At 56.0% G+C, this 23515-nt stretch carries 12 protein-coding genes; 3 read left to right on the top strand and 9 right to left on the bottom strand.

What is annotated here, in order from left to right; all coding sequences use genetic code 11:
* Positions 1-51: 51 nt before the first annotated feature.
* The 6 genes from RDO88_RS08555 to gltB form a co-directional block, all read right to left on the bottom strand.
* On the bottom strand, positions 52-2241 hold the full coding sequence (locus tag RDO88_RS08555) for a glutamine synthetase III (protein WP_307758977.1): 2190 nt from the start codon (positions 2239-2241) through the stop codon (positions 52-54).
* Positions 2242-2425: 184 nt separating this feature from the next.
* Positions 2426-3658, bottom strand: a complete 1233-nt coding sequence (locus tag RDO88_RS08550; RefSeq protein WP_307758976.1) for an LL-diaminopimelate aminotransferase — start codon at positions 3656-3658, stop codon at positions 2426-2428.
* Between the two features lie 32 nt (positions 3659-3690).
* Positions 3691-4497, bottom strand: coding sequence for a diaminopimelate epimerase (gene dapF / locus RDO88_RS08545; protein WP_307758975.1), 807 nt, complete (start codon positions 4495-4497; stop codon positions 3691-3693).
* A 281-nt stretch (positions 4498-4778) separates the two neighbouring features.
* Positions 4779-6473 carry an asparagine synthase B gene (gene asnB / locus RDO88_RS08540; protein ID WP_307758974.1) on the bottom strand — a complete coding sequence of 565 codons (1695 nt, stop codon included), beginning with the start codon at positions 6471-6473 and terminating at the stop codon, positions 4779-4781.
* Between the two features lie 33 nt (positions 6474-6506).
* On the bottom strand, positions 6507-7847 hold the full coding sequence (locus tag RDO88_RS08535) for a glutamate synthase small subunit (RefSeq protein ID WP_307758973.1): 1341 nt from the start codon (positions 7845-7847) through the stop codon (positions 6507-6509).
* A 185-nt stretch (positions 7848-8032) separates the two neighbouring features.
* Complete coding sequence (gltB, locus tag RDO88_RS08530; RefSeq protein ID WP_307758972.1) at positions 8033-12559, bottom strand: glutamate synthase large subunit; 4527 nt, start codon at positions 12557-12559, stop codon at positions 8033-8035.
* 377 nt (positions 12560-12936) lie between these two features.
* Here gltB and RDO88_RS08525 point away from each other — a divergent pair, with 377 nt between their 5' ends.
* The 3 genes from RDO88_RS08525 (at position 12937) to carB (ending at position 19445) form a co-directional block, all read left to right on the top strand.
* A complete protein-coding gene (locus RDO88_RS08525; protein WP_307758971.1) occupies positions 12937-14820 on the top strand; it encodes an amidophosphoribosyltransferase in 1884 nt (627 codons plus the stop codon).
* A gap of 59 nt (positions 14821-14879) precedes the next feature.
* On the top strand, positions 14880-16028 hold the full coding sequence (gene carA, locus RDO88_RS08520; protein ID WP_307758970.1) for a glutamine-hydrolyzing carbamoyl-phosphate synthase small subunit: 1149 nt from the start codon (positions 14880-14882) through the stop codon (positions 16026-16028).
* A gap of 186 nt (positions 16029-16214) precedes the next feature.
* On the top strand, positions 16215-19445 hold the full coding sequence (gene carB, locus RDO88_RS08515) for a carbamoyl-phosphate synthase (glutamine-hydrolyzing) large subunit (protein ID WP_307758969.1): 3231 nt from the start codon (positions 16215-16217) through the stop codon (positions 19443-19445).
* A gap of 204 nt (positions 19446-19649) precedes the next feature.
* On the opposite strand, the gene RDO88_RS08510 is transcribed toward carB, so the two are convergent.
* The 3 genes from RDO88_RS08510 to RDO88_RS08500 all read right to left on the bottom strand — a co-directional run.
* On the bottom strand, positions 19650-21275 hold the full coding sequence (locus tag RDO88_RS08510; RefSeq protein ID WP_307758968.1) for a hypothetical protein: 1626 nt from the start codon (positions 21273-21275) through the stop codon (positions 19650-19652).
* Between the two features lie 6 nt (positions 21276-21281).
* The gene (locus RDO88_RS08505; RefSeq protein ID WP_307758967.1) at positions 21282-22310 is read right to left on the bottom strand and encodes an efflux RND transporter periplasmic adaptor subunit; all 1029 of its coding nucleotides are present in this window, start codon (positions 22308-22310) and stop codon (positions 21282-21284) included.
* A gap of 2 nt (positions 22311-22312) precedes the next feature.
* Positions 22313-23515, bottom strand: a 1203-nt coding sequence (locus RDO88_RS08500; RefSeq protein WP_307758966.1) for a TolC family protein, incomplete at its 5' end; no start/stop codon positions are given.

Genomic DNA, 23515 nt, shown 5'->3' with positions numbered 1-23515 from the left:
ATGTCTTCCCCTGCATAAACTTAAAACAACTAATAAAGAAAATCAACTAATCTATCGGATGAACAATAACTCTCTGTATTTGGGCAGTGTCCACATCTGATTGTCGACAATCAGTTCGAGCTTGTCGATGTGGTAACGTATCTCTTCCATCATCGGGACGATGTAGTCGTGGTAGGCCACGGCTTTGGCACGTTCACTGTCCAGCTTGTTGGCCACCTTGCGGGCTTCGATCATGGCATCGACGTGTTCCTTGATGAAGGCGGTGCGGTCGGCAATCTCCTCGATGAGTTCCAGGTTCTTGGCCGAGAGTTTGGCTGCCTTGTCGGCAGGGAAAAGGCCGTTCATCTTGTAGACGTTGTCCACCAGTCCGGTCTGGTACTGGGTGGCTACGGGGATAATGTGGTTCATGGCCAGGTCGCCCAATACACGAGCCTCAATCTGGATTTTCTTGGTGTACATTTCCCACTTTACTTCGTTGCGCGCCTCCAGTTCCTTGCGGGTCATGACGCCTGTTTTTTCGAACATGGCAATGCTGTCTTCTTTCAGGTAGTTGTCGAAGATGACGGGTACACTCGTTTCGCAGTCCAGTCCGCGGCGGGCGGCTTCGGCCTTCCACTCGTCGCTGTAGCCGTTGCCGTCGAAGTGGATAGGCTTGCATGTCTTGAGATCGCGGCGGATGACGTCGAGGATGGCCGATACTTTGTCTTCTCCTTTTTCGATAAGGGCATCCACGTCGTGCTTGAAGTCGGTCAGCTGTTCGGCCAGAGCGGCGTTCAGGGCTATCATGGCACTGGCACAGTTGGCTTCCGAACCTACGGCGCGGAACTCGAAACGGTTGCCGGTGAAGGCGAAGGGGCTGGTGCGGTTGCGGTCGGTGTTGTCGATGAGCAGTTCGGGTATCTGCGGGATATCCAGCTTCATGCCCTGTTTGCCGCTCAGACTGATGAGTTCGTCCTTGTCGCTCTCCTCGATGTGGGCCAATACCTGTGAAAGCTGCTTGCCCAGAAAGGAAGAGATGATGGCGGGAGGTGCTTCGTTGGCGCCCAGACGGTGTGCATTGGTGGCACTGGAGATGCTGGCCTTCAACAGGCCGTTGTGGCGGTAGACGGCCATCAGTGTGTTCACGATGAAGGTGATGAAGCGCAGGTTCTCTTCGGCCGTCTTGCCGGGAGCCATCAGCAGTATGCCGGTATCGGTCCCCAGCGACCAGTTGTTGTGCTTGCCGCTGCCGTTGACGCCCTTGAAAGGTTTCTCATGAAGCAGCACACGGAAGCCGTGGTTGCGGGCAATCTTGCGCATCAGGGCCATGATGAGCATGTTGTGGTCGACGGCCAGGTTACATTCTTCGTAGATGGGGGCCAGTTCGAACTGGTTGGGAGCTACCTCATTGTGGCGGGTCTTGACGGGAATACCCAGCTTGAGGGCTTCGATTTCGAGCTCCTTCATGAAGGCAGCCACACGCGGAGGGATGGCGCCGAAGTAGTGGTCTTCCAGCTGCTGGTTCTTGGCCGAGTCGTGGCCGGTCAGTGTCCGGCCGGTCATCAGCAGGTCGGGGCGGGCGGCGTAGAGGCCTTCATCTACCAGGAAGTATTCCTGTTCCCAACCTAAGTAGGCATTGACCTTCTTGACGTCGGGGTTGAAGTAGTGGCAGACGTCGGTGGCTGCCTTGTCCACAGCACGCAGGGCCTTCAGGAGCGGGGCTTTGTAGTCGAGTGATTCGCCCGTATAGGCAATGAAGATAGTGGGGATGCACAGCGTGTCGTCCACGATGAAGGCGGGCGACGAGGGGTCCCAGGCCGAGTAGCCTCGGGCCTCGAACGTGTTGCGGATGCCGCCGTTGGGGAAGCTGGAGGCGTCGGGCTCCTGCTGTACGAGCAGCTTGCCGGTAAACTCCTCCATCATGCCGCCCTTGCCGTCGTGTTCCACGAAGGCGTCGTGTTTTTCGGCCGTACCTTCGGTCAGCGGGTGAAACCAGTGGGTGTAGTGTGTGGCTCCCATTTCGATGGCCCATTTCTTCATGCCGGCAGCCACTTCGTCGGCAATACTGCGGTCCAGCGGGGCACCGTTGTCGATGACGTCCACCAGTTTGTCGTATACTTTGCTCGGCAGGTAACGGAACATCTTTTCTCTGTTGAATACATACTTGGCGAAGTATTCCGACGGACGTTCTTTGGGAATCTCTACGGGAACGGGCTTCTTCTTGAAGGCCGTTTCCACTACTCTGAATCTCAGTTTTGACATAATGTGTTGTATTTGTTGGTTGATAACTGTGTCTGTAATTTTCCACATTTTGGAGAAGACCGTCTTCTGCGTTCGGAGAAGAATGTCTTCTGCGTTCGGAGAAGGGTGTCTTCTGCGTTCGGAGAAGAACTTCTTCTGCGGACAGAGAAGAACTTCTTCTGTGTTCGGGGGGCATGGCTTCCGTTCAGGCCAACCATTTGCGGATGCGCCGCATGGCTTCCTGGCAGTCTTCGTGGCGGCCGAAGGCGGTGAGGCGGATGAAGCCTTCGCCGCTGGGGCCGAAGCCTACGCCGGGTGTGCCTACCACGTTGGCTTCGTAGAGCATCTGCTCAAAGAAACGCCATGAACCGACACCGTCGGGAGTCTTCAGCCAGAGATAGGGAGCGTTCACTCCGCCGTAGACCTTCAGGCCTGCAGCTTCCAGTCCCGCTTTCATGGTAGCGGCGTTCTGCATGTAGTAGTCGATGTTGGCCTTCACTTGCTGCTTTCCCTCCGGCGTATAGATGGCTTCGGCGGCACGCTGGGTGACGTAGCTGGTGCCGTTGAACTTGGTGCACTGGCGGCGTAGCCACAGCTTGTTCAAGGCTACGCGGTCGCCGGTCAGGGTGGCGGCGGTCAGCTCTTTGGGCACCACGGTGTAGCCGCACCGCAGGCCGGTGAAACCTGCCGTTTTCGAGAAACTGCGTATCTCGATGGCGCACTTCTTGGCCCCCTTCACTTCGTAGATGGAGTGGGGTACGTCGTCTTCGCGGATGTAGGCCTCGTAGGCCGCGTCGAAGACGATGAGCGTGTCGTTGTCCAGTGCGTAGTCCACCCATTTCTTCAGTTCGGTCTTGGTCAGGGTCGTACCGGTGGGGTTGTTGGGATAGCACAGGTAGAGCAGGTCGATGCGGTGTTTGGGCAGTTCAGGTACGAAGCCGTTTTCCTCCGTACAGGGCAAGTAGGTGACATTGCTCCATGCGCCGTCTTCGCCCAGCACGCCCGAACGTCCACACATGATGTTGCTGTCTACGTAGACGGGATAGACTGGGTCGGTGATGCCCATGCTGTTGTCCCAGCGCAGCAGTTCGCCGATGTTTCCCGTATCGCTTTTGGCACCGTCGTTGATGAAGATTTCCGATGGCGAAAGGTGTACGCCCCGTGGGGCGAAGTCGTTCTTCAGGATGGCTTCGATGAGGAAGTCGTATCCCTGTTCGGGGCCGTAGCCATGGAACGTGCTTTCGTCTGCCATCTCATTCACAGCCTTGTGCATGGCCTCGATGCAGGCGGGTGGCAAGGGGCGGGTGACGTCGCCGATGCCCAGCCGGATGATGTCCTGCTTGGGATGTGTAATCTTGAACGTGTTGATTTTCTTGGCGATGTCCGAGAACAGATAACTGCCCGGAAGTTTCAGGAAATGTTCGTTTACAAGTGCCATATCTTTATCTTTGTTTTAAGTTGGATAATTTGTCAATACTCTATTTCACCGTCGAATACGTGCACCGCAGGTCCTGTCATCAGCACATGTCCTGTGGTAGGGTCTTGTTCGACAGTCAGGCTGCCCCCGTCCATCTCAACGGTCGTTTTTCCACGCGTTCGTCCGCTGAAGGCGGCTGCTACGGCTGTGGCGCAGGCTCCCGTTCCGCAGGCCAGCGTGACGCCCGAACCGCGTTCCCATACCCGCATGCGGATGCTGCCGTCGGAACGTATCTGGGCAAACTCTACATTTACGCGGTCGGGGAAGAGGGGGTGGCATTCCAGTAGGGGGCCTGTCGTCGTAATCTCGTGCTGCGAAAGATTGTCTGTGAAGAGCACGAGGTGCGGGTTGCCCATGGATACCGCGATTCCTTCTTGGGGATTGTAACCTTCGCCCAGCTCCACGGTGTGGATGTCTGAAGCCGGTCCCATGTCGACTGTAACGCTTCCGACCAGTTTGTCGTCTGTCAGATGTAACTGTAACACTTTGATACCGGAAAGTGTTTCCAGCGTAACCTCTGTTTTCGACGTAAGCCCAGTTTCGTAGACGTATTTGCCGATGCAGCGCGAGGCATTGCCGCACATGCGGGCTTCAGAACCGTCGGCGTTGAAAATACGCATGCTGAAATCGGCTTTTTCTGAACGGCCAATCAGTACCAGGCCGTCACTGCCGATGCCCGTATGCGGGCAGCTCCATTTTCTGGCCAGCTCTTCCGGATTTTCTATAGGATATTTCCGGCTGTCTACATAGATGTAGTCGTTTCCTGCACCATGCATTTTAGAAAATCTGATTGTTGCCATTTTGCTTTAATTATTTGTTTTATGTGTTTCTTTTTGTTTTTATTTGATGCAAATGTATGACAATTTGAGAAATTAGCATTGTTTTTGCTTCCCTTTTTCTAGAATTATTCTTGTTTGCTTTGTTTTTATAATCGATATACGGCCTGTTTGTTTTAATCTGAAATATTTTATTCGCTTAATGTGATAAAATGAAATAAGGCGCATCGACTGTCCTTTAAGTTCTGAGGACGGTCGTGCGCCTTGACCTTTAAATTAGAGATAGAAAAAAAGTGTCGTATTTGTCAGTATGCGGCTTCGTGTATGCCGGCTACGGCACGGCCGCTGGGGTCGTTCAGGTTGCGGAACGAGGCGTCCCAGGCCAAGGCTTCGGCGGTGGAGCAGGCCACACTGGGTACACTGGGCACACTCCGTGCAGCCGATTCGCTGGGAAAATGCTCTTCGAAGATACTACGATAATAATATTCTTCTTTGTTCTGTGGCGGGTTGATGGGGAAACGCTCGGAAGCATGAGCCATCTGTTCATCACTGACAGCTGCAGAAGTTAAAGCTTTCAACGTGTCAATCCACGAATAGCCTACACCATCAGAAAACTGTTCTTTTTGCCGCCAGACCACGGCTTGGGGCAGCAGTTCGGCAAAGGCTTCACGGACAATTTTCTTCTCGATGGTATGGCCGGGACACATTTTGGCCGCCGGGTTCAGGCGCATGGCCACGTCAAGAAATTCCTTGTCGAGGAAGGGTACGCGGCCTTCAACACCCCAGGCCGAGAGGCTTTTGTTGGCTCGCAGGCAGTCGTAGAGGTGGAGCTTGGAAAGCTTGCGGACGGTCTCCTCGTGGAAAGCCTGTGCATTGGGAGCTTTGTGGAAATAAAGGTAACCGCCAAACACTTCGTCAGCTCCCTCGCCGCTGAGTACCATCTTGATGCCCATCGACTTGATGACGCGGGCCAGCAGATACATCGGCGTAGAAGCACGTACTGTAGTGACATCGTAGGTCTCGATGTAGTAGATGACGTCACGGATGGCGTCCAGACCTTCTTGGATGGTATAGTGTATTTCGTGGTGGACGGTGCCGATGTGCTCGGCAACGAGGCGTGCTTTTTCCAGGTCGGGCGCACCCTTCAGGCCCACGGCGAACGAGTGGAGTTGCGGCCACCACGCAGCCTGCTGTCCGTTGGTTTCGATACGGCGGTCGGCGTAGAGCTTGGCTACGGCAGAGATGACGGATGAGTCCAGTCCGCCTGAAAGCAGGACACCGTAGGGTACGTCGCTCATCAGTTGGCGTCGTACGGCATCTTCAAGGGCGGAACGTACGTCGGCTACCTGGGTGCGCCAAGCTTTGTCAGCGGATTGTGAAGTATAACGGTCTTTTACGGCATCATACTCCGTCCAGTCGCGTTTGTACCAGCGGCGCATCTCGCCTTCGCGGCTCCAATAATAATGGCCGGGAAGGAAAGGTTCGTATTCGTTGCACAGTCCTTCAAGGGCTTTCAGTTCGCTGGCACAATAGACGGTGCCGTCGGTATCACGGCCTATATAAAGAGGTATGACGCCGATGGGGTCGCGGGCAATGAGAAATTCATCGCGTTCTTCGTCGTAGAGAGCAAAGGCGAAGATGCCGCTCAGGCGTTCGATGAAGTCCGTGCCATAACGACGGTAGAGGGCAAGAATGACCTCGCAGTCGCTACCCGTCTGGAACTGGTATTCGCCGTCAAAGTCGTTGCGGATGTCTCGATGGTTGTAGATCTCACCGTTGACGGCCAGAACCTGCTTGCGGTCGGGTGAATACAGGGGCTGTCCGCCGCTTTGCGGATCGACGATGGACAGGCGCTCATGAGCCAGGATGGCCGATCCGCCGCAATAGATTCCGCTCCAGTCGGGGCCACGGTGTCGGATACGTTTCGCCATGGTAAGTGCTTTCTGTCTCAGTTCGGGTGTCTGTTGTTTGATATTGAAAATGCAAGCTATTCCACACATAATTTCTGAAAATTTTAATGGTTGTTATAATACTTAATGGCTCAGCATCCGGTCGATGTCTTGAGCGGCACGTCTTCCGGCAGCAATACACTTTACTACCAGGCTGGGACCTGTGGCTGCATCGCCTGCCACGACAGCGTTCTTCGGTAACTCGGGTAGCTGTGGACGGAGGAATCCCATGGCCAGCAGTACCAAGTCCGTCTTTATGATTTCCTTTTTCCCTGTAGGTCTCATCAGGGGGCGTCCGCCGTCGGGTGCAGGCAGCCATTCCACTTCTTCTACCTCCACGCCGGTGACACGGCCGTTTTTCCCGATAAACTTGTTGGAGTTCAGGCTCCAGCGACGTGTACATCCTTCTTCGTGGCTGGAGCTGGTCTTCAGTACCACGGGCCATTGTGGCCAGGGGGTAGCGGGATTGTGTCCTACGGGTGGCTGGGGCATGATTTCGATTTGTGTCACGCTCAGGGCGCCCTGTCGGTGCGAGGTTCCGATGCAGTCGCTGCCCGTGTCACCACCACCGATGACCAGTACGTGCTTGCCGCGGGCTGTGATGCGCTCTTTCGCGTCGAATGTCTGCCCGGCCAGGATGCGGTTCTGTTGTGCCAGCATCTCCATGGCAAAGTGGATACCAGCGAGGTCGCGTCCGGGGATGGCGAGGTCGCGTGCCTGGGGTGTGCCGGTGCAGACAGCATAAGCATCGAAACCTTCGGGCAGGCAGGCCAGATCAATGGAGGTATTGAGTTGGAACTTTATGCCTTCGGCCTCCATAATCTGCAGGCGGCGGTCGATGATGTTCTTGCCCAGTTTGAAGTTGGGGATGCCGTAACGTAACAGACCGCCAGCCTGTTCGTCCCGTTCAAAAACGGTTACCTCGTAGCCACGACGGTTCAGTTGGTTGGCGGCAGCCAGTCCGGCTGGTCCCGAACCGATGACGGCCACGCGGCGTCCGTTGCGTTCGTACTGCTTCGGTTGGATATATCCTTCACGGAAAGCAGCTTCGATGATGGCGGCCTCGTCTTCACGGATGGTGACAGGGGCGTCGAACGAGAGTTTCAGCACGCACGATTTCTCGCACAGGGCAGGGCAGATACGCCCCGTAAATTCAGGAAAGTCGTTCGTACGGCTCAGGATGTCGTAGGCTTTCTGCCATTCGCCTTTGCACAGAGCATCCTGAAACTCGGGCGGGCGGTTACCCAAGGGGCAGGCCCAGTGACAGAAAGGGACGCCACAGTCCATGCAGCGGCTGGCCTGCAGCTTGCGTTCGCTGGTATTCAGTGTCTGTTCTACTTCGCTATAATCGTTTATGCGTTCGTGTATCGGTCTGTATCCCGCTTCCTGGCGCGGAATGGTGAGAAATGCTTTCGGGTTTCCCATATTGTTATGATTTTAATAGGAAGTTATCACTTCATTCGTGGTTGAGGAAGTTAGAGGAGTTATCACTTCGTTAGAAGTTATAGAAGTTAAAGCCGATAGTTTTGCGGTTGAGGGGGAAAAACACTGACAAAAGTATTGGCTTTTAACTTCTCTAACTTCTTTAACTTCTCTAACTCCTTTGTTATTTAATAATCTCTCTGTACCTCTGCAATCTTCTGTTGCAGCTTGCGCATCTGTTCCTCGGCCAATACCTTCTTGTATTCAATAGGTGTTACCTGGATGAATTCTTCTACGTAGCGCGGCCAGTTGTCTAGCATGGTGCGGGCCAAGGCCGAGCCGGTGTAGAGATAGTGCTGGCGGATAAGTTCGTGCAATTCCTTACGGGCAGTGGAATCTTCGAGCAACGATAGTTCCACCATATCCATATTGCAGAAGTAGTCGAAGGTTCCTTTCGGGTCCCATACGTAGGCCACACCGCCGCTCATACCTGCGGCAAAGTTGCGTCCCGTTTGTCCAAGCACCACGACGCGGCCTCCAGTCATGTACTCGCAGCAGTGGTCGCCCACACCCTCGACGACAGCAATGGCTCCCGAGTTACGCACGGCAAAGCGTTCACCTGCCCGTCCGTTGATATAGACTTCACCGCTGGTGGCTCCATAGAGCAGAGTATTGCCTGCGATGGTATTCTGTTCGGCGGCAAAGTTACTGCGTACGGGTGGTAACACAGCGATGTGTCCTCCGCTCAGGCCCTTGCCCAGATAGTCGTTGGCTTCACCTTCCAGCTTGAAACTGATTCCGTGGGCCAGGAAGGCGCCAAAGCTCTGTCCGGCCGACCCCTTGAACTTCACGCTGATGGTACCGTCGGGCAGGCCATCGTTACCATACCGGGTGGCTACGGCTCCTGATAACATGGCACCTACAGCGCGGTCGGTATTACCGATGGCATATTCCAGCGACACTTCGCGGCGGCTTTCCAGGGCGGGCGCGGCAGCTACCAGTATCTCCACGTCCTTCACGTGGGCGATGTCGTGCTGCTGTTCGGTACAATGGTGCAGGGCGGCGTTGCTACCTACATGGCATAGCATGCGGCTGAAATCCAGCAGGCTGGCTTTCGTGCCTTTGGCAGCGGGATGCAGTTCGATGAGGTCGGTACGGCCCACGATATCCTCCAGACGGGTGAAGCCCATATCAGCCAGATACTCGCGTACTTCCTGTGCCAGGAAGCGGAAGTAATTTACAACGTATTTGTAGTGTCCGCGGAAGTGGGCCCGCAGCTTGGGGTCTTGGGTTGCCACACCCACAGGGCAGGTGTTTGAATGACATTTGCGCATCATTACGCAGCCCAGTACGATGAGGGCTGTGGTGCCGAAAGCAAATTCCTCGGCACCCAGCAGGGCCATGCTGATGATGTCGCGGCCGGTCTTCAACTGGCCGTCGGTCTGCAGGCGTACCTGTCCGCGCAGGCCGTTCAGTACCAGTGTCTGCTGTGTTTCGCTCAGACCTATTTCCGGTGAGATTCCCGCATAGCGTATGGACGAGGCCGGTGATGCACCCGTACCTCCCTCGGCACCCGAGATGACGATGAGGTCGGCCTTCGCCTTGGCCACACCGGCGGCGATGGTACCTACACCACTTTCGGCTACCAGTTTCACACTGATGGCAGCGCGCGGGTTCACGTTCTTCAGATCGAAGATGAGCTGTGCCAAGTCTTCGATGGAATAGATATCGTGATGAGGTGGGGGTGAGATAAGCGATATACCCGGAATGGAGTGGCGTGTGCGGGCAATGACCTTGTCTACCTTGAAGCCCGGCAGCTGTCCGCCTTCACCCGGCTTGGCACCCTGGGCCACCTTGATCTGTATTTCCTCAGCGTTTACCAGATACTCTGCCGTCACGCCGAAACGTCCCGATGCCACCTGCTTCGTCTTGCTGGAGAGGCTGATGCCGTCCATCGTGTCGTGGAAACGCGTGCTGTCCTCGCCACCTTCGCCCGTGTTGCTGCGTGCGCCCAGTTCGTTCATGGCCAGTGCCAGTGCTTCGTGTGCCTCTTTGCTGATGGCACCGAACGAGATGGCGCCCGTAACGAAATGTTTCACGATGCTTTCCACCGGCTCCACCTGTTCGACGTCAATCGGGTTGCGGCGGAAGCCGAAGAAATCGCGCAGGAAGATGGGACTCTGCTTTTCGTCTACAGCACGGGTAAATTCCTTGAACTTCTTGTAGCTGCCTGTGCGGGTGGCCAATTGCAGGGCGCTGATAGTTTCCGGATTCCAGGCGTGGTGTTCTCCGTCTTTGCGATAGGACATTTGTCCGATATAAGGCAGGAGCGGATCTGTCGTTGCGGGTGTGAAGCCGTTGTTGTGGAAGGTGATGTAGTCTTTGGCAATCTCTTCCAGACGGATGCCGCCGATGGTGGAGGTGGAGGTTCCGAAGTAGCCTTTGAGCAGTTCCTCGCTCAGACCCACCGCCTCGAATATCTTGGCACCGCGGTAGGAGCGGATGGTGCTGATACCCATCTTGCTCATGATTTTGTAAAGTCCTTTGCAGATGGCCTTGATGTAGTTCTTCTCCGCTGTCTCGTAGTTCATCTGTACCTCGCCCTTCTTCACCAGGTCGTCCAGCACGGCATAAGCCATGTAGGGGCAGATGGCGCTGGCACCGTAGCCCAGCAGCAGGGCGGCGTGCATCACTTCGCGTATCTCGCCGCTCTCCACGATAAGAGCTGTCTGTACACGCTTCTGCACGCTGATGAGGTGATGGTGTACGGCGCTGATGGCCAGTAGCGAGGGGATGGCTGCCTGCCGGGTGTCGATGCCGCGGTCAGACAGAATGATGTAGTTGGCACCGTCCGTCACGGCCTGTTCGGCACTCTTACACAAGCGGTCAATTGCTTCTTGGAGGCCTGCTTTGCCTCGTGCAGCTTCAAAAAGCATGGGCAGCTTCACGGTGTTGAAGCCTTTGTAGCGGATGTTGCAGAGGATGTCCAGCTGCGTATTGTTCAGGATGGGATGGGGCAGACGCACCATCTTGCAGTGCGTCTCGCTGGGCAGCAGGATGTTCATGCCTACGGCACCGATGTACTCCGTGAGCGACATCACCAGTTCCTCGCGGATGGGGTCGATGGGAGGGTTTGTCACTTGGGCAAACTGCTGGCGGAAGTAGTTGAACAGCAGTTGTGGCTGGTCGCTCAACACAGCCAAAGGCGTGTCGTTACCCATGGAGGCCGTAGGCTCCACGCCGTTGCTGCACATGGGCACGAGGATGCGCTCCACGTCTTCGCAAGTATAGCCGAAAGCGCGCAGACGCCGGTTGTAGTCGTCCACGGTATTGGCTACCTTGCGTCCGCTCTTCAGGGCATCCAGTTCGATACGGTTGGCCGAAAGCCATTGACGATAGGGCTTGGCGGCTGCCAATTGTTCCTTCAGCTCGCCGTCGTAATAGATGCGTCCCTCCTCGGTGTCCACCATCAGAATTTTGCCCGGTTGCAGCCGTCCTTTTTCCTTGATTTTTTCGGCTTCGAAGCTGATGACACCTGCTTCGCTGGCCACTACCATCATGCCGTCGTGCGTGATGAGGTAGCGGGCGGGGCGCAGACCATTGCGGTCCAGCATACCGCCTGCATAGCGCCCGTCACTGAAGAGCAGGGCGGCCGGGCCGTCCCAGGGCTCCATCAGGATGGAATGGTATTCGTAGAAGGCCTTCAGGTCTTCACTGATGGGATTCTTGTCGTTGAACGACTCGGGCACCAACATCGCCATGGCGTGCGGCAGGCTCAGGCCGGACATGACGAAGAATTCCAGTACGTTGTCCAGCGAGGCCGAGTCGCTCATGTCCGGTTGGACAATGGGACGGATATCTTTCACATTACCCAGTGTAGGGGTAGAAAGTACGCTTTCGCGGGCTTCCATCCATCCGCGGTTGCCTCGGATGGTATTGATTTCGCCGTTGTGGGCCAGCAGGCGGAAGGGCTGGGCCAGGCTCCATGTGGGGAAGGTGTTGGTGCTGAAGCGCGAGTGGACGATAGCCAGTCCGCTGGTGAAGTAGGGCTGTGTCAGGTCGCTGAAGTATGTCCTCACCTGGGTGGACGACAGCATACCTTTATATATAATGGTGCGGCTGGACAGGGACACGATGTAGAAATCCTTGTGGTGAATGCGCCGCTCTATCTTCTTGCGGATGATGTAGAGCGTACGTTCCAGATTTTCCGGTTGGGTGGTTCCGGTGATGAACACCTGCTTGATATCCGGTTCCGTCTCGCGTGCGCTCTGTCCCAGGACATCCGGATTTACCGGCACGGCGCGCAGGTGCATCAAGGTGAGCCCTTCACGTTCTATCTCCTCGATGACGATGCTCAGGATGTGTTCCTGTTCTTTCGGATCTTTGGGCAGGAAGATGAGGCCGGTACCATACTTGCCTTTCTCGGGTACCGGGATGCCTTGCAGCAGGATGAATTCGTGGGGTATCTGTACCATGATGCCGGCGCCGTCGCCGGTCTTGTTGTCGGCTCCTTCCGCTCCGCGGTGCTTCATGTTTTCCAGCACCCGCAGGGCAGAATCCACCAGTTCGTGCGATTTGCTGCCGTTCAGGTTGACAATCATTCCCACACCGCAGGCATCGTGTTCGTAGGCTGGTGCGTACAATCCGTGCTGTCGGTAATCGGTTCCTTTCAGAATGTTCTTGGGTGATTTGTTTAAATGCTCTTGATTTGTCATTATATCTTTCGTATTTATGTTATAATCTTGTTAATTGTGTCTATTTGATTGCAAATATAGGCATTATTCTTTCTATTTGCGTTTCTGTTTCCGCTCTTTGTTCCGACAAATATTCTGCCGGATGCCGTCTTGTTTTATATTGAAACTGAATATATGCTGTATTGTTTTTATTTGTAATATATTTATTGATAAATGTTATAAATTGAAAGTTTGTAGTGGCTGCAAGAATAATAAATGGGATCAATATTGATAGAATATCCGCCTGTTTTGTGTAAATATGATGAATTAATCAATTAAAGCGTGACAATATGTCTGAAAATAGCGTTATCTTTGCAACCGAATTCAGGAAAAGACAACAGAACAATCCAGATAGCGATATGGAACCACTAAAACATGAATGCGGCGTGGCGATGATACGCCTTCTCAAGCCGCTCGACTATTATCAAAAGAAGTATGGCACGTGGATGTACGGGCTCAACAAGCTCTATTTGTTGATGGAGAAGCAGCACAACCGCGGACAGGAGGGAGCCGGACTGGCCTGTGTCAAGCTGGCCGCCAATCCCGGCGAGGAATACATGTTCCGCGAGCGTGCCTTGGGTTCGGGAGCCATCACCGAGATCTTTTCCACCGTGCAGAGCCACTTCAAGGACCTGACGCCCGAGCAGCTGGCCGATGCCGGCTATGCCGAGAAATGCCTTCCCTTTGCCGGTGAGGTTTATATGGGCCACCTGCGCTACTCCACTACCGGCAAGTCCGGCCTGACGTATGTGCACCCCTTCCTGCGCCGCAACAACTGGCGGGCCAAGAACCTGGCTCTCTGCGGCAACTTCAATCTGACCAACGTGGACGAAATCTTTGCCCGCATCACCGCCATGGGGCAGCATCCCCGCAAGTATGCCGATACCTATATCATGCTCGAGCAGGTGGGCCACCGCCTGGACCGCGAGGTGGAACGCCTCTTCAACCTGGCCGAGGCCGAAGGACTGACGGGCATGGACATCACCCATTATATAGAAGAACATATAGACCTGGCCAACGTGCTGCGCACGTCGAGCCGGGAGTGGGACGGAGGCTACGTGATGTGCGGCCTGACGGGCAGCGGCGAGAGCTTCGCCGTGCGCGACCCGTGGGGCATCCGCACCGCCTTCTGGTATCAGGACGACGAGATAGCTGTGCTGGCCAGCGAGCGTCCCGTGATACAGACCGTGCTCAACGTGCCTGCCGCCGGCATCCGCGAACTGCAGCCGGGACAGGCCGTCTTCATCAGCAAGGCGGGACGCCTGCGCACGGTGCAGATCAACAAGCCGCGCGAGCTGCGTCCCTGTTCCTTCGAACGCATCTACTTCAGCCGCGGCAGCGACATGGACATCTACCGCGAACGCAAGCTGCTGGGCGAGAAACTGGTGCCCAGCATCCTGAAGGCCGTCAACTACGACATCGACCACACCGTCTTCTCCTTTATCCCCAACACGGCCGAAGTGGCCTTCTACGGTATGCTTCAGGGGCTGGACGAGTACCTGAACGAGGAGAAGGTGAAACAGATAGCCGCCCTGGGCCACAACCCCAGCCACGACGAGCTGGAGCGTATCCTCTCGCGCCGCATCCGCAGCGAGAAGGTGGCCATCAAGGACATCAAGCTGCGCACGTTCATTGCCGAGGGCAACACGCGCAACGACCTGGCCGCACACGTCTACGACATCACCTACGGCAGCCTGGAGGCGGGCGTGGACAACCTCGTCATCATCGACGACTCCATCGTGCGAGGCACCACGCTGCGGCAGAGCATCATCGGCATCCTGGACCGCCTGAACCCGAAGAAGATTGTCATCGTCAGCTCGTCGCCGCAGGTGCGCTACCCCGACTACTACGGCATCGACATGTCGCGCATGAGCGAGTTCATCGCCTTCCGTGCCGCCATCGAGCTGCTGCGCGACCGCGACATGAAGGACGTCATCGCCGCCGCCTACCGCAAGGCCAAGGCGCAGGCCGACCTGCCCAAGGAACAGATGGTGAACTACGTGAAGGACATCTACGCCCCCTTTACCGACGACGAGATAGCGGCCAAGATGGTGGAGCTGCTCAAGCCCGAGAGCGTCCGTGCCAAGGTGCAGATTGTCTACCAGCCCCTCGAAGGGCTGCACGAGGCCTGCCCCAACCATCCGGGCGACTGGTACTTCAGCGGCAACTATCCCACGCCCGGCGGCGTGAAGCTGCTCAACAAGGCCTTCATCGACTACATCGAGCAGATCTATCAGTTCTAATGGATAATTGATAATTGATAATTGTAAGTAAGGAATTCAAGTATAGACAACAGACAGATATGAGAAACGTAACCCTTATCCTCGACGACGGCACCCGCTTCAGCGGCCAGTCGTTCGGTTATGAAAAGCCGGTAGCAGGCGAGGTGGTGTTCAATACGGCCATGACGGGATATCCCGAGAGCCTGACGGACCCCTCGTATGCCGGCCAGTTGATGACCCTGACCTACCCGCTGGTGGGCAACTACGGCGTGCCGCCCTTCAGCATCGAAGGCAACGGACTGCCCACCTTCATGGAGAGCGGGCGCATCCACGCCGAGGCCATCATCGTGAGCGACTACTCCGAGAACTACAGCCACTGGAACGCCGTGGAGAGCCTGGCCGACTGGCTGAAGCGCGAACACGTGCCCGGCATCACGGGCATCGACACCCGCGAGCTGACCAAGGTGCTGCGCGAGCATGGCGTCATGATGGGGCGCATCGTCTTCGACGACGCAATGGATAATGGAGAATGGAAAATGGATAATTACGGAGAGGTGAACTACGTGGACCGCGTCTCCTGCAAGGACATCATCGTCTACGCCGCAGGGGAGAGCAAGACCTTCCCCGTCTCCACCCCGAAGGAAGAACTCAACTCTCAACTCTCCACTCTCAACTCTCCACTCAAGAAGGTCGTCCTCGTGGATTGCGGCGTCAAGACCAACATCCTGCGCTGCCTCCTGCGCCGCGGCGTAGAGGTCATCCGCGTGCCCTGGGACTACGACTTCAACGGGCTGCAGTTCGACGGCCTCTTTATCTCCAACGGGCCGGGCGACCCCGACACGTGCGACGCCGCCGTGCAGAACATCCGTAAAGCTATGGCCAATGAAAAGCTCCCCATCTTCGGCATCTGCATGGGCAACCAGCTCCTCTCCAAGGCCGGAGGCGCGCGGATATACAAGCTGAAGTACGGACACCGCAGCCACAACCAGCCCGTGCGCATGGTGGGCACGGACCGCTGCTTCATCACCAGCCAGAACCATGGCTACGCGGTGGACAACAACACGCTGGGCGCCGACTGGGAACCGCTGTTCGTCAACATGAACGACGGCTCCAACGAGGGCATCCGCCACAAGCGTAACCCCTGGTTCTCCGCCCAGTTCCACCCCGAAGCTGCTTCGGGACCCACGGACACGGAGTTCCTCTTCGACGAGTTCGTCCGCCTGCTCTGACGGGGAGCTGGACCCGCTCCGCGCAAAAGGCCACCTTTTGCATTCCGAAAGGCCACCTTTTGTACTCCAAAAGGCCACCTTTTGCACTTCAAAAGGTTACCTTTTGCAAATCGGGAGGCCACCTCCCGCAAGGCGGAAGCCGGCCGCCCGTGTACCGGCATATCGAATCTTAAAAAATAGAAGACAATGAAAGAAAGTAACATACGCAAAGTCCTGCTGCTCGGAAGCGGCGCGCTGAAGATAGGCGAGGCCGGCGAGTTCGACTACTCCGGTTCGCAGGCACTCAAGGCCCTCAAGGAAGAGGGCATCCAGACCGTCCTCATCAACCCCAACATCGCCACCGTGCAGACCTCGGAGGGCGTGGCCGACCAGATTTACTTCCTGCCCGTCACCCCCTACTTCGTCGAGAAGGTCATCGAGAAGGAGCGGCCGGACGGCATCATGCTGGCCTTCGGCGGGCAGACGGCGCTGAATTGCGGCGTGGCCCTCTACAAGGAAGGCGTGCTCGAGCGGTACGGCGTCCAGGTGCTGGGCACCCCCGTGCAGGCCATCATCGACACGGAAGACCGCGAGCTGTTCGTCGGGAAGCTGAATGAAATCGGCGTGAAGACCATCAAGAGCGAGGCCGTGGAGAACGCCGAAGACGCCCGCCGCGCCGCCGCCGCGCTGGGCTATCCCGTCATCGTCCGCGCTGCCTATGCGCTGGGCGGACTGGGCTCGGGCTTCTGCGATAACGAGGAGGAGCTGAACGTGCTGGTAGAGAAGGCCTTCTCCTTCTCGCCCCAGGTGCTCGTCGAGAAGAGCCTCCGCGGCTGGAAGGAAGTGGAGTACGAGGTGGTGCGCGACCGCTTCGACAACTGCATCACCGTCTGCAACATGGAGAACTTCGACCCGCTGGGCATCCACACGGGCGAGTCCATCGTCATCGCCCCCAGCCAGACACTGTCGAACACCGACTACCATAAGCTGCGCGAGCTGGCCATCCGCATCATCCGCCACATCGGCATCGTGGGCGAGTGCAACGTGCAGTATGCCTACGACCCCCAGTCCGAAGACTACCGCGTCATCGAGGTCAACGCCCGCCTCAGCCGCTCGTCGGCACTGGCATCCAAGGCCACGGGCTATCCGCTGGCCTTCGTGGCCGCCAAGCTGGGCCTGGGCTACGGCCTGTTCGACCTGAAGAATTCCGTCACCCGCACCACCTCGGCCTTCTTCGAGCCCGCGCTGGACTACGTGGTGTGCAAGATACCGCGCTGGGACCTCGGCAAGTTCCACGGCGTGGACAAGGAGCTGGGCTCCTCGATGAAGTCCGTTGGCGAGGTCATGGCCATCGGCCGCACCTTCGAGGAAGCCATCCAGAAGGGCCTGCGCATGATTGGCCAGGGCATGCACGGCTTCGTGGAGAACAAGGAGCTGGTCATCCCCGACATCGACAAGGCCCTGCGCGAGCCGACGGACAAGCGCATCTTCGTCATCTCGAAAGCCTTCCGCGCCGGCTACACCGTGGATCAGGTGCACGAGCTGACCAAGATTGACCGCTGGTTCCTGGAGAAGCTGATGAACATCATGCGCACCTCCAAGGAGCTGCACGAGTGGGCGGGCAACCACAAGCTGCTCGCCGACCTGCCGGACGACCTGCTGCGCAAGGCCAAGCGTCAGGGCTTCTCCGACTTCCAGGTGGCCCGCGCCATCGGCATGGAGGGCGAGATGGAAGACGCCATCGTCACCCTGCGCCGCCACCGCAAGGAGCGCGGCATCGTGCCCGTGGTGAAGCAGATAGACACGCTGGCCGCCGAATATCCGGCGCAGACCAACTACCTGTACCTGACGTACAGCGGCACGGCCAACGACGTCCGCTACCTGGGCGACCATCGCAGCATCGTCGTCCTCGGTTCGGGCGCCTACCGCATCGGCTCCAGCGTGGAGTTCGACTGGTGCGGCGTGCAGGCCCTGAACACCATCCGCAAGGAGGGTTATCGCAGTGTGATGATTAACTACAACCCCGAGACCGTCTCCACCGACTACGACATGTGCGACCGCCTCTACTTCGACGAGCTCACCTTCGAGCGTGTCATGGACATCCTCGACCTGGAGAACCCGCACGGCGTCATTGTCTCTACCGGCGGTCAGATACCGAACAACCTGGCCCTGCGCCTCGACGCGCAGCAGGTCCGCATCCTCGGCACTTCTGCCAAGAGCATCGACAATGCCGAAGACCGCGACAAGTTCTCCGCCATGCTCGACCGCATCGGCGTGGACCAGCCCGAGTGGAGTGCGCTGACGTCGATGGAAGACATCAATGCCTTCATCCAGAAGGTAGGCTTCCCCGTGCTCGTCCGTCCCAGCTACGTGCTGAGCGGTGCCGCCATGAACGTCTGCTCCAACCAGGAAGAGCTGGAGCGCTTCCTCCAGCTGGCGGCCAACGTATCGAAGAAACACCCCGTGGTGGTGAGCCAGTTCATCGAGCACGCCAAGGAGGTGGAGATGGATGCCGTGGCACAGAACGGCGAAATCATCGCCTACGCCATCTCCGAGCACATCGAGTTTGCCGGCGTGCACTCGGGTGACGCCACCATCCAGTTCCCGCCGCAGAAGCTCTACGTGGAGACCGTGCGCCGCATCAAGCGCATCAGCCGCGAGATAGCCAAGGAGCTGAACATCTCCGGACCCTTCAACATCCAGTTCCTGGCGCGCGACAACGACATCAAGGTCATCGAGTGCAACCTCCGCGCCTCCCGCTCGTTCCCCTTCGTCAGCAAGGTGCTGAAGCTCAACTTCATCGAGCTGGCCACGAAGGTCATGCTGGGCATCCCCGTGGAGAAGCCGGACAAGAACCTCTTCGATCTGGACTACGTGGGCATCAAGGCCTCGCAGTTCTCCTTCAACCGCCTGCAGAAGGCCGACCCCGTGCTGGGCGTCGACATGGCCTCTACGGGCGAGGTGGGCTGCATCGGCGACGACACCTCGTGTGCCGTGCTCAAGGCCATGCTCTCCGTGGGCTACCGCATCCCGAAGCAGAACATCCTGCTGTCCACCGGTTCCACAAAGCAGAAGGTGGACATGCTTCAGGCGGCCCGTCAGCTGCAGCGCAAGGGCTACAAGCTCTTCGCCACGGGCGGCACGTCGAAGTTCCTCACCGAGAACGGCGTGGAGAACACCCGCGTCTACTGGCCCAGCGAGGACGGCCAGCCCCAGGCGCTCGACATGCTCCACAAGAAGGAAATCGACATGGTGGTCAATATCCCCAAGAACCTGACGGCGGGCGAGCTGAGCAACGGCTACAAGATACGCCGTGCGGCCATCGACCTCAACATCCCGCTCATCACCAACGCCCGTCTGGCCAGCGCCTTCATCAATGCCTTCTGCACGATGTCGGTCGACGACCTGCGCATCAAGTCGTGGGCGGAATATAAATAAGCAGGTAACGGATTTAGGCTCGATTGCATAAGAGGCTGCATCAAAATGAAGTGAGGCTATTTTAACTCCCCTCCTTCCAGAAGGAGGAGAGTTTCAGATACCTCTATTTTGATGCAGCCTCTTTGTTTACGGATGATTTCAATGGCCGTCCCTTGCGACTGTTGATGTCGCCCATGTCGGGAATGCCATATAGTGCATAGCCTCTTACTTCCTCCTTGCCAGATACTCGATGGCATAAACCGGCCAGCGTGGCACTTTCCGGATATTTGTACGGACAGTGGGGATGTCGCACAGCAGGAAGAGGGCTGCAAGCGCCAGGGCAAACCAGATGACATAGCCGTATACCTGTTTTATAGCCACCATCATCATGGAGTGCAGGAAGTCGTGTCCGATGTACCCGCCGAAATCAAAGTGCGCCATATCCAGGTGGGTAAGGGTGAGTTGCTGTCCGTAGCTCATCATGTTTTCGTTCATAAAGTGCGAGAAGATGGTGGTATAAATGCCATAGCCAGCCGCCCCGGCCAGATACATATGTAGGATGTTGAACACGAACAGGCCCATGAAAAACTGTTCAAGGCTGGGTACCGATTCGTCTAAGGCCCACATCAACGCGGGGGCAAGTATGGCATAGGCAAATCCCCGCAGGAATATGGCAAGCCGGTACTGCTCGATGTTGGCATTCATGTCCAGCGTGAAGTACATCAACATGCCATAGAACGCAATGCAGATAAAAGCGGTTCCGAAGAGTTTCCATATCTTCCATTTCCTGACTTTCAGCCAATAGAGGTCCAGCAGGATGCCGGCGTACATACCGGGAAGCACCCACATATACTGCGCCTCTTTGGTGAGTTCATCCAGCCGGATGACTTCACTGTAAAGTATCTCTTCCATTGTGTGTTCAGCACCGAAGGCAAGTTCGGCAAAGAAAGTAACAATGAGAATGGGAACAACGTTGCGTCGTGTGAAAAGACTCAGCTCGACGTATGGGTAGCGGTAGTAGTGCAGACGGTAGAGCACGATGCCGGAAAGCACAATGGCAATACCTGTCAGGAGGCGGATGTGGAACGTGTCCAACCACATGAAATAGTCGCCGTACACCACGATGTACGACACCACCAGCATCAGTCCGCAGATGAGCAACGCTCCCTGAAAGTCAATTCCCTTGAGTGACAGCCGCTGGGGCATGGGACAGAACGGGCGGCAGAAGACGGTTTGCGTAAGCAGCACGAACAGCATGGTACCTATAGTGAAGACGTGCATCATCTGCCAGGTGAAATGATGTCCGAACCAGGCTGCCAGCCATCCGCTACCTTCAATCGCTGTGAGCAGGATAATGTGAAGTACGGGAAAGAAGACTGCAAAATCGCGCCGGGGCGTAATCCAAAGCTGGATGTTGCTCATACACTCGAACGTTCCTTGTATCTTGGCCATTCCGGCAATGAAGCACACTACCGTCAGTACTGGCATCGACTGGCAATGCATTGTCAGCACATTGCATACGCCAAGAACAATGGCAGAACTGCAAAGCAACTGCTGGTTGGTGAAACGGAACTTCATGCGGAAGAGCATAGGGAAATACACGGCCATGCCCGCAAGGGTGGCATAAAGCAGGAAGAGTACATCCTCAATCATGAAGTTGGTGGTGCCGCGGATACCATCCAGTGCACCGAGGTAAACGCCCCCGCTGAACTGAAAGCAAAGGGCGGTCAGCACGTACAGCCAGGGCTGGATACGGCGAGGTACCCATCCTTTCATCATCGGCATGGAAAAGCCCATGCCGGGAGGAGGACCGCCGGCACTCTTCATAAAAAATTCAGTTAATTGTCCCATTGCGCATTACTCCTTAACGATACATTCCACATTATAACCACCCTTTAGCTTGGTGACATTACGGTCGGTGTCGAGCTTGATGCGTACGGTAACACGCTGTTCTACCTTCACAAAATTGCCGGTGGCATTGTCGATAGGAATCAGTGAGAAGGCACTGCCGGTAGCATCGGAAATACGTTCCACCGTGCCCGTATATTCCACCCCCGGAACGGCATCAGCTGTAATCTCCACCTTATTGCCCACCTTGATATGCGGCAACTGACTTTCCTTGTAGTTCGCCTCAATCCAACGTTCATCCTTGTCGACGATACTCATCAGTGTCTGACCCGGATTGACAAGTTGTCCTGCATGGATATCCTTCGTGCCGACAGTACCGTCGCAAGTGGCAATGATGTAGCAATAAGAAAGATTAAGGCGGGCAAGGTCGACAGCACGGCGGGCCAGTTCGATTCCCTGCTCCGAAGCAGAAAGATGATGTCCCTGTTCGGCTACAACGGCCGACTGCATCTGGCGTGAACGAACCGCCTGTTCATAGGTAGCCTTGGCACTCAGATAAGCCGTATGTACCTTGTCATATTGTTGTGGGGTGACGGCATCCAGACTGAGTAGGTTCTTGAAACGGTTGTCCTCACGCATGGCATTCTCCATCTGCGCACGTGCCGATTCGATACCTGCCTCGGTAACGGTCATGCTTGTTCTGGTGGTGACGATGCTGCTTGCCGTCCCCTTCGAGCCCTGTTCCGCACGGAGAAGGTCTGTTTCGGCCTGAGCCAGCCGCAGACGGAATTCTGCATCCTCGATGATAACGAGTGTGTCTCCCTTCTTTACCTGCTGGAAATCGGTAAAGCGCACCTCACGGATAAAACCTTGTACACGGCTGCTCTGGGACACGATATTCTGGCGGACACGGGCATTGTCGGTAAATTCTCCACTGCCGAAGTGCATAAACTGACTGAACACATAAACTGCTCCGCCCAGAAGGCAAAGCACAATGAGTGCATTATATAAATAAACGTATATCTTGTTCTTTTCCATTATTATAAAGTATTTGTTACGTATTTGAGTTTGTAGAAGTTATAAAGCATACCGATTCGGGCATTGACCAGTGCCATTTCGGCAGAGAGTTTCATGTTGGAAGCATCAACCATATCGGTAAGGAGTGCAAGATCATTCTGATAGCGGTTTTGCACCACGGAGTAATTCTGATTGGCAAGCTCCACCTGCTTCTGCTGTGTCTTCACCTCGGTGTAGGATGTCAGCAAGTTGGTGTAGTTTGCCTGCACTCCATTCTCCACCTCTTCATGTGCCAGGGCGAGTGCTTCCTGCGACTGCCGGTGTTCGATACGTGCCTTGCGGATATTGTGTTTATTCTTCCAGAGACTGCCAAGGCTGAATTTTACACCTATCCCGACAAACCACACGTTTACATTGCAATCTTTCGGAATAAGGTCTTGCGTATAGGGTCCATAGAGCTGATTCTCTGCCACAACGGCTACCGAAGGCAATGATTCCGCTTTGACCTGCTTCACTTTCTGTTCCGCCAGATTGGTGGCAACTGTTGCCTGACGGATGCCCAGGTTGTTTTCTGCTGCTGTCTGCTGCCATGTCTCTTGGGCCGCGATTGCCGAGAGCGCATTAATTTCGGTGTCAAGTTCATTTTTATCGGGGGCTATAACTGTCTGTTCCGGTAAATGAAGTGTCGTGACCAACTGATGGTTGATGATGGTAGAAGCATCGGTGAGCTTTGTCAGTGTGAGTTCGAGACTCTGTAACTGAAGTTCATAGCGGGTGATGTCGTTCTGCAAAACTGTACCTTCCTCACGACGGGCTTTCATTTGCTCAATCTCCTTCTTCGTCAGTGCGATATTCTGGCGAACCACCTCTATCTGATTGTCCAGCTTGCAGAGGTCAAGATAATAACCCGTCAACAAGAAACGTACCTCCTGGCGGTTTTTTTCTACATCGAGTTCCGCCATTTCCTTGCCCAGTTCCGCCATTCGGATACCCGAACGGATAGCACCGCCGGCATATACAACCTGTGATACCTGGGCCGTAAAACTGTTTCCCCAATGGGGAGTGTCCTGCTTGCCGTTTGCCACGGGGACAGTTCCCACGCCCGGTACAATGTAATCGGTCGTTCCATTGCCCGAAAAGCCTCGCGACAGCATGAAGGCGTTGCCCGTATAACTGCCCTGAAGGCTCAAGTCCACACTCGGCAGCAAAGCCGATTTGGCTGCTGC

It is taken from the genome of uncultured Mediterranea sp., from assembly GCF_902493215.1.
Classification (GTDB): Bacteria; Bacteroidota; Bacteroidia; order Bacteroidales; family Bacteroidaceae; genus Bacteroides.
This window is presented reverse-complemented; position numbering and strand designations above follow the sequence as displayed.